This window comes from Neisseria sp. P0021.S007 (genome assembly GCF_051956855.1).
On the sequence record NZ_JBQCXA010001604.1, the window covers coordinates 1 to 456 of the forward strand.

A 456-nucleotide genomic window follows, 5' to 3' on the forward strand; every position below is an offset into this window, starting at 1 on the left:
CTGCTGATTATCGAAACCGAACACGAAATACCCGCACTGTGCAATCTGGCTGCCAACAGCCGTGCATTTGCAGCGCAACTTTCCAATATTACTTTGTAAAACTACTTGAAAAACAGGGAAAGGGTTTAATATTAGGCGAACACACTCCGCCGAAATCTCGGCAAAGACAAACTTCTCTCAGGAAAAACAATGAAAAAACTGATTGCCTTAGCCGCCCTTTCCACTTTTGCCCTCGCTGCCTGCAAAGACAATACCCAAGCGCAGCTTGAGCAACAACAAAAACAAATCGAAGCATTGCAACAACAGTTGGCACAACAAAACGGCCAACAAGAAGACAATACGGTTTACCAGCTCACGCCTGAAGCCGTGAAAGACACCATTCCTGCCGAGGCACAAGCCAACGGCAACAACGGCCAACCGGTAACCGGTACAGACGGTCAACAATACATCTACGAC

Annotated in this window: 1 pseudogene; it reads left to right on the forward strand. The window is 47.4% G+C overall.

The features are described 5' to 3' along the window. Window positions 1-189 precede the first annotated feature (189 nt). Window positions 190-456: pseudogene (locus ACTHUR_RS20495) on the forward strand (hypothetical protein); the annotation flags it as partial.